The organism is Cytobacillus praedii (assembly GCF_001439605.1).
GTDB lineage: Bacteria > Bacillota > Bacilli > Bacillales > Cytobacillaceae > Cytobacillus > Cytobacillus praedii.
In genome coordinates this window covers 8,201-17,702 of the sequence record NZ_LMBX01000044.1, presented here as the reverse complement: position 1 = coordinate 17,702, position 9,502 = coordinate 8,201, and the positions used below count along the sequence as shown (strand labels likewise).

The window sequence follows — 9,502 nt, the reverse complement described above, 5'->3', positions numbered from 1 at the left end:
ATCGTCGCTGAAAACAGTGTTGCCAAGAGTGAATAAAATGACTCTTTCTTTTTACACAATTATATGGACTTTATCGATTCTTCATGATCTCGGGAGCCAATAACCACTATTGAGGACGGTTTTTACTGGTTCATCGTGTTTTCGGGATCCTATACCCGCTATTGAGGACGTTTTTGCTCGTTCTTCATATTTTCGGGCGCCAATAACCACTATTGAGGACGGTTTTTCCTAATTCTTCGTGATTTCGGGAGTCTATACCCGCTATTGAGGACGGTTTTTGCTAGTCCTTCATGGTTTTGGGCGCCTATAGCTGCTATTGAGGACGGTTTTTGCTAGTTCATCGTAATTTCGGGAGCCTTTAACCTCAATTGAAGACGGTTTTGCAGGTTCTTCATAGTTTCAGCGCCAATATCAGAATCAAATTAATTAAATAAAATAAAAAACAACTCCCTTTCTTAATAAATGTAAGTTTATTTTATTGCGTACGACTAATTTTTCTGATAATATAAATTCCTTGTCACTCACGCTCCTTTGTATTTCTCCATTGCGGCTGAATTTGTAAATGGAAAGGAGATTCAAATGTCATCTCAACAACAGCACCCCGATTTTCAGCACGAAATTCAACGTCTAGAATTTACGAAAAAGTATATTGATGTCGTTATCAAAACGGCTGAAACGAGCAAAGACCAGTTTCTAGAAAATATGAAAGAAGCTTTTCTAGATACGGATGCGCTCGAATCCAGCATGAGCTATTTATCCCTATTAACAAATGCACGATTTTTTGAAATGTCCCGTGAAGAATTGAAAAACTTGAAGGTTGCGAGAAGGAAGCCATATTTTGCAAGACTTGATCTCTTACGTGAAGGCGTGGAGGAGAAGGAAAGCCTATACATTGGAAAAACTTCTTTATACTCAAGGGAAAATCAAGAACAGATTATTGTGGATTGGCGTTCGCCGATTGCCAATCTGTATTATGAAGGGCGGCTTGGTGAAGTTCATTACGAATCCTATGAAGAAAGCTTTAATGGCTATTTATCTTTAAAGCGCCAGTTTATGATTGAAGATGGACAGCTTGATGAAATACGCGATATCGATCTGACAACGACTGATGAGCTTCTTCAGGAGTCTTTATCAAAAAGCTCAAGCAACCGCCTGACTGAAATCATCTCCACCATACAGGAGGAGCAGAATAAAATTATCCGTGCAGATTTAAATCGGCCGATTATTGTGCAGGGAGCTGCTGGAAGCGGAAAAACAACGATTGCCCTTCATCGAATAAGTTATTTCATTTATCAATATAAAGAAAACTTTGCCCCTGAACAGCTGATGATTTTAGCACCCAGCCGGCTGTTTATTGACTACATATCAGAGGCACTGCCAGAATTAGGCGTTGAAAAAGTCAGGCAAACCACGCTGCAAGACTATATACAAGCTTGTATTAATCAAAAGCTTAACATTCAAGATGATGACAAGCTCGTACGCCTTTTGGAAAACTCAGATCGCAGCGAAACGCAAATTGCCGCATGGGTATCATCCATAAAAGGCTCTCCTGTCTTTCATCGAATATTAACCAACTATATAACTAGTATTTATGAAGCCTTTTACCCTTCAAAGGACTTTACTGTCGATAAATTTCGGCTTTTCAGCTACAAAAAATTCATCCAGCTTTTTAAAGATGATTATAATTACCTTCCATTATATAGAAGGTTAGAAAAGCTAAAAGCAGTCCTGCAGAATGACCTTGCTAAGAAAAAGAAAAACATGATTGAAAAAATCGAAACGTATTACGATGATCGAATTGAACGGGCAATTTATCGTGGAAAAGATCCAGACAAAAGAAGACAATATGTATCTGAGGCTCTCGACAAGAAGGCTTTAAGACTTGCAGAAATAAAAAAGGCTATTAGAAGTGCTGTTTCTTCTTATATGAAACAGTTTCCAAAAAAGACATTAATTCAATACTATCATTCTTTGTTCAATGATCCAAAGCTGCTTTGCCATTGGGCAGAAGGCCAGCTCACTGAACAAGAAGCCCAGAATCTCTGCCAATATAATAAGCGGATTTTTGCAAAAAAGCAGTTCGAAAGAGAAGACTTGGCTCTTTTGCTTTATTTACAGGTTCATCTTTTTGGAATACCGAAAGAACTGAAAGCAAAAAATATCGTCATTGATGAAGCACAGGACTACAGCTTTATGGAGCTGCTCTCCCTAAAAAAAGCACTTGATACAGACATGTTTACACTAGTTGGAGATCTTGCACAGGGGATCCATTCCTATCGGGGACTGACATCATGGGAAGAGGTAGTCAATAATATTTTCCCGCGTGCAACATATACAGAACTGCAAAAAAGCTATCGTACGACTGTTGAAATTATGGAAAAGGCAAACGAGCTTTTGCGGCTGCTCCCCTACTCTTTCCCTGTAGTAGAACCGGTTGTCAGGCACGGAGAGAGTCCAAAGTTTATTAAAAGAAAGAACGGAAAAGAACTTGTCAGCCAAATTGAAAAACAAGTGACCCGTTTAAAAAAGGAAAAGTTTAAAACGATCGCAGTCATTGGAAAAACAATGAAAGACTGCCGACACCTTTACGGTCTTTTCAAAGAACATTCCCAGGCTCCTGTTAAATTACTTGAAGAACAAGAGAAAATCCCAAAAGATGAAATGGTAATTGTTCCATCCTTTTTAGCAAAAGGCTTGGAATTTGATGCAGTTATGATTGTCTGTATCGAAGAGACATTTTCGGGGGATTCCGAACTCGATATTAAGCTGCTTTATGTAGCAATGACAAGGCCATTACATCGCTTGTTCTTTTATGGTGAACGAAAGGAAGATTTTATTATTTAGCATCCTTTAAACAAAGACGCCTACCACTGCTATTTTTAAAGAGGTAGGCGTTATTCCTATTCTTCTTCATCCTCTTCCCAAAATAAATCATCCAATGTTTTTGATAATGCCTTACAAATTTCCACACATAAATTCAAGCTTGGATTATACTTTCCTTGCTCAATGAGCCCAATTGTTTGTCTCGAAACCCCTACAATCTTAGCTAAATCATCCTGTGATAAATCCTTTGCAACACGTGCTACCTTTAATTTTATGTTTTTCATTGCTTTTACCCCCACCTCTTTTAGACTGTCATTCGTCTAAATCCTGTTCAGATGCTTTTTTACTAGCCTTCGCAGCAACAGAAAAGCTGCCAGCAAATAGAACAAGAAAAAATGGAAGATATATCATGAGTGAGGCAATGAATACGATAACAAAATAAACGAGGCTGTTGAATAAACCATTTCCATATATGATCGCACTACGAATGCCAAAAAACAAACCAATAAATACACCTAATCCCAAGCCAATATACACATTTTTCGAACTCATTGGGACTTTGCTGTTTCGATCATGAAGCTCCACTTCATCCGAGAAAATTCCTAGGCTTGCTGCCCGGACAGTATAATAAATGCCAGACGCAAATAAAATAACTAACTCTGTGGTCACTAACTTAACATCTATCCCATACAAATAATACTTCATAGCAACTGAAATTAAACAAAGAACCATCACAATCATGTAAATTTCCTTATAAATCTTGTTCTGCATATTGATAATTCTTTCATCAGCTATTTTCTGTCTTTTACTTAGCCATTTCACGCTCGTTCCCTCCTGTCAAATTAACTTCCTATAAACCCCATTATATAATATTTATTACAAAATGCAATATATATATTGCATTATAGTTTATATACTATTCATCTTTTTCACTATTAATTGATTGTAGAGGGAGGCTAACCGCACACTCCGTAGAAATGTGAGTGCCTATAACAAAATTCAGCAGCAAAGTTTAACAACCCCATTCTATATTAGAAAAAGCCTATTTTGTTTATCAAACAAAATAGGCTCTTAAAATACGTATCTGCCTTATTGACAGGTATTTCATTCAATTTAGATTAACGATTTCTTTAAATTACGCAAATAGTTATAGCGAATAAAGAAAAAGTAAATGAGCTGTGCGGCAAGAAAGCTGGCAAGAACAATGACTATCTCTTTTGCGATCGATAATGTAAAGTAGCTCTGCAATGCCATAAAGGCAAATCCGCTATGAATAAAGGCAACCACAACAGGAACAAAGAATAACAATGCTAACTGGCGAGTCACAATCTTATTCAATTCCTGATCAGTTAAGCCTATTTTCTTGATGGTTAAATATTGACGGCGGTCATAATCTAAATCCGCATAGAGACGGAAGTAAAGAAAGCTGCCTGCTGTGATAAAGAAGACTGCGCCTATTAATAAGGCAACAAATAACATCATCTTAAACATGCTCATTTGAATATTTAATAAAGTACCGCTGACTGTCATCGAATAGGAGCGATCATCTGAAGGAAAGGCAACTCCATCTTTCACTAAATTGTCTGCAATACCTAACGTTTTCTCATTATCCTCTATATAAAATCCTGTAAATAGCTCTGAACTTACTGGTGTAAGTTTTTCATATAATTCATCGCTTACGACCATTCCTTCATCATAAACAAGCTGCCAAGGCAAGACAACATGCTCAGTTAACCTTTTAGGCTCCAGCTTTATACCTTCCTGTTTTAATATAAAAGATAAAGAATCGGAATTTCCGAGGGATGTCGTCTTCATTTTGAGTGTACCTAGCTCTGCTAGAGGTTTTTCGGTAAAAACGTATCCCGCTGCCTTAGCAATTTTTTTATAATTAGAGAAAGAAATAACTGCTAGTTCTTCAGGTGGATATGGAACCTTTGAAGATGAAGATGCTATTTCAACTATTTTTATCGGCACTTGATTCTTCTGATAGCTCAGTTGTTTCTCTTTTAACTCTGACTCTATTTGTTTTAAATTCTGTTGATGAAGCGGTTCTTCATCCATCGCAATATAACTGATTTCCGCAGGATACTCATTATCAATTTGCTCATTCATCACATTCATTGAAGCAAGTGTACCAACTGCACAAAATGCTACTGTCGAAACAATAGTAACCAAAAAAAACATCCTGGCATTATCTTTTAAACGATAAGCAAGACTAGAAATCGTAATCATATTTGTCTTTTTCCAAAACAGCAATCGATTTTTCTGCAATAGTTTCGTTATAAAAACTGATAGCTGGGTGTAGAAAAAGTATGTTCCGATAATTGTCATGCCAATAACTGGAAGCATACGAAACAATAATGTATATACCGTTGCGGTTGCAGCTAAATAATAGCTGACTAGCAGAAGCACTGCTGAAACCATTGAAAGGAATACCGATGTTTTTGGCTCCTTTTTCGGCTTTTCTCCAGCTTGAAACAAATCGATTAATTTATTCACTCGGACAAGAACCGCTGTAAATAAAGAGATGCAGAAGAATAAAATCAAAAAGGCACTTATTGTTATTATTAATACTCTTGTTGATAAAATGAATGGCAGAGGCTCAATTCCAATCACCCTCGAGCCAATCATTAAAAATAGCTTTCCGGTAATTATCCCAGCACCTATCCCTGTTAGAATAGATGCAATTCCAATAAGCATATTTTCAAAAAACACCATGCGATTTAGTTGATTTCTTGTCATCCCATGCATCATTAATATCCCAAATTCACGCTTCCGTGATTTGAGAAATGTGCTGACAGAATATAGTACAAACAAAAAGGAAAAGACATACATAATCACTTCTGCAGCTACCATAAGCTGCACAGCAAGCGAGGCAGTCACCCCATTTTTAATATCCGGGTGAAAAATAAAAAGTGCATAGACAAAGAAAATTAGCACGGAGAAGGCACTGCTTAAAAAATATGCTGCATATGTCCGTTTATTACGGATGACGTTTCTAAAGACGAACTGTGGAAAGGTCATGACTATCCCCTCCTAACAATGCGAGCATATCAATAATTTTTTGGAAGAATGCCTGACGGTTATCCCCACGGTAGATTTCATTATATAGTTTCCCATCTTTAATAAAGATGACTCGATGACAAAAACTCGCTGCAACAGCATCATGAGTAACCATTAAAACTGTCGCCCCATCTTCTTCATTCAAGGCTGTCATCGTCTCCATTACATCCTTTGATGCCTTCGAATCCAAATTTCCTGTTGGTTCATCAGCTAAAATGAGTGAAGGTTTATGAATAATCGACCTCGCTATCGCTGTTCGCTGCATTTGCCCACCCGAAATTTCGTACGTCCGCTTTTTCAAAATTTGATCAATCCCCAGTTTTTTTGCAACTTGCTGTAGTCTAGCTTCCATCTCTCGAACACTTACACCATCAAGCGTAAGGGGAAGAACAATATTTTCCTCCACAGTTAATGTATCAAGCAGATTAAAATGCTGGAAGACAAAACCAAGCTCATGTCTTCTGAATAAAGCTGTTTCTTTTCGATTAAGCAAGTGCGGATTTTTCCCACCGATAAAAATCTCTCCTGATGTTGGGCGATCAATCGTTGCAATCAAATTTAAAAGGGTTGTCTTCCCGCTCCCAGACGGACCCATGATCCCGACAAACTCCCCTTTTTCAATGGTGAAATTTATATTATCGAGTGCTTTATGTGCTACCTTTCCTTCATAAATTTTTTCTATATGTTTTACATCTAGTACAGACATCCCGTTCACTCCCGGTTTCATTTTGTAGAACCATTGTAGCTTTTAAACGATTGCTTGTGCTATATTGCTAACTTACAGTTAACTTACAGATTTGTAAGGTAGCACATTATTGTCTATCCACGGCATGCAAAAATGAAAAAAGCATCTTCACGCGGTGCTAGGCATCGCGAAAAGACACTAGAAGATAATGCGTACAGTAGTCCCATGGTTAACTTTTGATTCAATTTCGATTTGGTGGCCGAGCTTTTCACAGATTTGTTTTGCCAAGTACAGCCCCATCCCGGTTGATTCTTGAAAATTCCGCCCATTTCCCCCTGTAAAATACGGATCAAAAACACGGGGGATATCACTGCTAGGAATTCCAACACCCTCATCTTGTATTTCCAATATACTATTTTTTCCTTGTTTGTACCCTCTAAAAAAAACCTTTCTATTCTCCTCAACCGTATAGCGGATCGCATTCGTAATCAATTGTGTTAATACAAATGACAGCCATTTTTCATCTGAAACAATTATTGAATGAGTATCTATTTGAATGGACGGAAAAATGCGCTTGCGGATAAATAACCGCTTTTGGCTAGAGGTTACCGATCGCACAATAGATTCTAAACGGAGGGTTTCCACATAGAAATCCCGTTCAAATGTTTCGAGCCGTGCACTATATAAAACCAGCTCCAAGCCCTTTTTTAGGCGATCAATCTCATCACCAATTGCCTTAAATTTTGGCTCATCCTCTTCCTGGATCATTAAATGAATAACAGAAATCGGTGTCTTCATCTGATGAACCCATTGATTAATGAACTGAATATGATCCTCAAGCTTATATTTGTATTTATGTAAGTCTTTTTTATAATGGCTATATTGATTTTTCAATAACTGCTGCAAACCTTCAGCTAATGGGGATCCTGCTCCTTGAGGTTCATTCGATAAATCTTCTATCGAAGTCAGCGGTTTTTCTAACCGCTGATAAAATCCTTTATTTCTTATATAGCGATATATAAGGTACCCTGAAAGAAGGCAGGTGCTCAGTATGGCAGCATACACGCTCACAGCCATATTACGATAACCGTCAAGCCAATAAACAAGGAAGATAAGGAATAATTGCAGAAAATAAATAAAAATAAGGGGCATTTGCTCCCGGAAAAATAACTTCATTCATCATGCCCCCAATTTGAAATGAAACGATACCCTTGTCCTCGAATTGTTTGCAGTGCATTACTTATATGTAAGATTGCCAACTTTCTTCGAACACGTGCGATATACACATTTAATGTATTATCATCAACAAAGACCTGGTCATCCCAAATTTTTTCTAATAATCGCTCCCGGCTGACAACACGTTCTGATCTCTTCAATAATTCATCCAGAATTTTTGCCTCTGTATGACTCAGTTCAATGTCTTCATCATTGAATGAGAGCATCATCCGCTCTACATCAAGCTTTAAGCCATCCACTGTAATGGTTCTTCCATTTTGAGCAGCCGCATATGAGCCATATGCTCTTCTAAGATGGCTATTAATTTTTGCAACTACAATCTCAAAGTCAAACGGCTTTGTAATATAGTCATCTCCCCCGTTTTCAAGTGCCATCACTTGATCCATTTTACCTTCACGTGCAGATATAAATAAAATTGGGCAAGTAGATAGATTCCTAATTTGCCGGCACCAATAATAGCCATCAAATTTCGGCAAATTCACATCAAGTAAAACAAGATGAGGCTCATATTGTTCAAATTGGGATCCTACAGTTTCAAAATTATCAACGTTCTTTACATCAAAGCCAAATTTATGTAGATGTTCTTCCAGCAAGTTAACAAGTTGCTTGTCATCTTCAATGATAAATATTTTAAACATCTCTTCTCACCTTCTCTTCTTTTCAAAATTGTATCAAAAAAATAGAAGATAGCCTAAAAGCTACCTCCGATAAAGTGAAACTCAATTAGTGGGGTTTTCCTTCATCCCCTACTGATTGTTTGCTGAACATCACGCTCAGAAACGCCACGTCCTGTGGCCATTGTCATCGCATGACTAGGACATCTTGTCAGTTGCCGGGCATTTATGGGCTATTAGATCCCCTACTAGAATATTTTGTTCCCTGCCTCTTGAAGTTAGGGCTTACAGCCCGTTAACCTGCGATAAATTTGTAGCTAACTATATACTTTGCTTTTTCAATGAAAGAAGATCTCACTTCTCCCTCATTAGGAAGCTCAGGACTTATATGATAGCATGTAGGTGAAAGATAGGCCTGAAGCTCCCCCTCATATACTAAACTAAATTTCTCATAGGCTGCTAAATCATTGGGTTTCACTAGACTTGGATTTTTACTGCTAACTATTATTCCGCCAGTATGTAAAATGGTTGCTACAAATTCTGAACAAAAAAAGGCTTTTTTTCTATTAATTTTTTTATTTAATAGTACACCAAATAGACCAATAAAATTATATTTATACGCTTGTTTTTCAACTTCAATTTTTTTAACACCATTAAGCATTTGTTTATATTCAAATTCTGAAACAGAACATTTGTAAACTGCACATTTAGCATTCCTAAATAGTTTCCCGTTCATATCTTCCTTTACAAATCCTCCGATAAAAGGGTTATTTGCCCTTTTCCTTCCAAAGCTATACGTTTTATCCAGTTCTTTTGTAAAGGAAATGGAAGCATGATTTAATGGGTATTTTGTAAATCTTCTAATCATTTTAGTCAATAATGTCCCTGTATCTGTAAGAACAATATACACTTCCATTTCAATTCCCCCCTTGCAACATCTAATAAATGGCTATTTATTTTTTTGTTTATTGCCGTATCTGCTCTTAATTCTATATTCCTATAAATCTCCTAATTATTAACCAATCGCAAGCTCTATTTTTATCTAGGACCAGGGACTTATTATTATTTAAAACGCTTTAAA

8 protein-coding genes are annotated in these 9,502 nt (G+C 37.1%); 1 reads left to right on the top strand and 7 read right to left on the bottom strand.

All coding sequences use genetic code 11. The features are described 5' to 3' along the window. Positions 1-579 precede the first annotated feature (579 nt). The gene (helD, locus tag ASU02_RS24975) at positions 580-2,844 is read left to right on the top strand and encodes an RNA polymerase recycling motor HelD (RefSeq protein ID WP_057768251.1); all 2,265 of its coding nucleotides are present in this window, start codon (positions 580-582) and stop codon (positions 2,842-2,844) included. Between the two features lie 56 nt (positions 2,845-2,900). On the opposite strand, the gene ASU02_RS24970 is transcribed toward helD, so the two are convergent. The 7 genes from ASU02_RS24970 to ASU02_RS24940 all read right to left on the bottom strand — a co-directional run bounded on the left by ASU02_RS24970 (position 2,901) and on the right by ASU02_RS24940 (position 9,337). Next, positions 2,901-3,107 (bottom strand): helix-turn-helix transcriptional regulator, encoded by a 207-nt coding sequence (locus ASU02_RS24970; protein WP_057768247.1) that lies wholly within the window; start codon positions 3,105-3,107, stop codon positions 2,901-2,903. A gap of 28 nt (positions 3,108-3,135) precedes the next feature. Then, positions 3,136-3,645, bottom strand: coding sequence for a DUF6773 family protein (locus tag ASU02_RS24965; protein WP_082631930.1), 510 nt, complete (start codon positions 3,643-3,645; stop codon positions 3,136-3,138). A gap of 291 nt (positions 3,646-3,936) precedes the next feature. Next, a complete protein-coding gene (locus ASU02_RS24960; protein WP_057768244.1) occupies positions 3,937-5,847 on the bottom strand; it encodes an FtsX-like permease family protein in 1,911 nt (636 codons plus the stop codon). Beyond that, positions 5,822-6,592 carry an ABC transporter ATP-binding protein gene (locus tag ASU02_RS24955; RefSeq protein ID WP_057768241.1) on the bottom strand — a complete coding sequence of 257 codons (771 nt, stop codon included), beginning with the start codon at positions 6,590-6,592 and terminating at the stop codon, positions 5,822-5,824. The genes ASU02_RS24960 and ASU02_RS24955 overlap by 26 nt, the downstream gene beginning before the upstream one ends. 177 nt (positions 6,593-6,769) lie before the next feature. Beyond that, a complete protein-coding gene (locus ASU02_RS24950) occupies positions 6,770-7,747 on the bottom strand; it encodes a sensor histidine kinase (RefSeq protein ID WP_057768238.1) in 978 nt (325 codons plus the stop codon). Then, positions 7,744-8,445 (bottom strand): response regulator transcription factor, encoded by a 702-nt coding sequence (locus ASU02_RS24945; RefSeq protein WP_057768235.1) that lies wholly within the window; start codon positions 8,443-8,445, stop codon positions 7,744-7,746. The genes ASU02_RS24950 and ASU02_RS24945 overlap by 4 nt, the downstream gene beginning before the upstream one ends. 271 nt (positions 8,446-8,716) lie before the next feature. Next, a complete protein-coding gene (locus tag ASU02_RS24940) occupies positions 8,717-9,337 on the bottom strand; it encodes a hypothetical protein (protein WP_198317490.1) in 621 nt (206 codons plus the stop codon). Between the last annotated feature and the right edge of the window lie 165 nt (positions 9,338-9,502).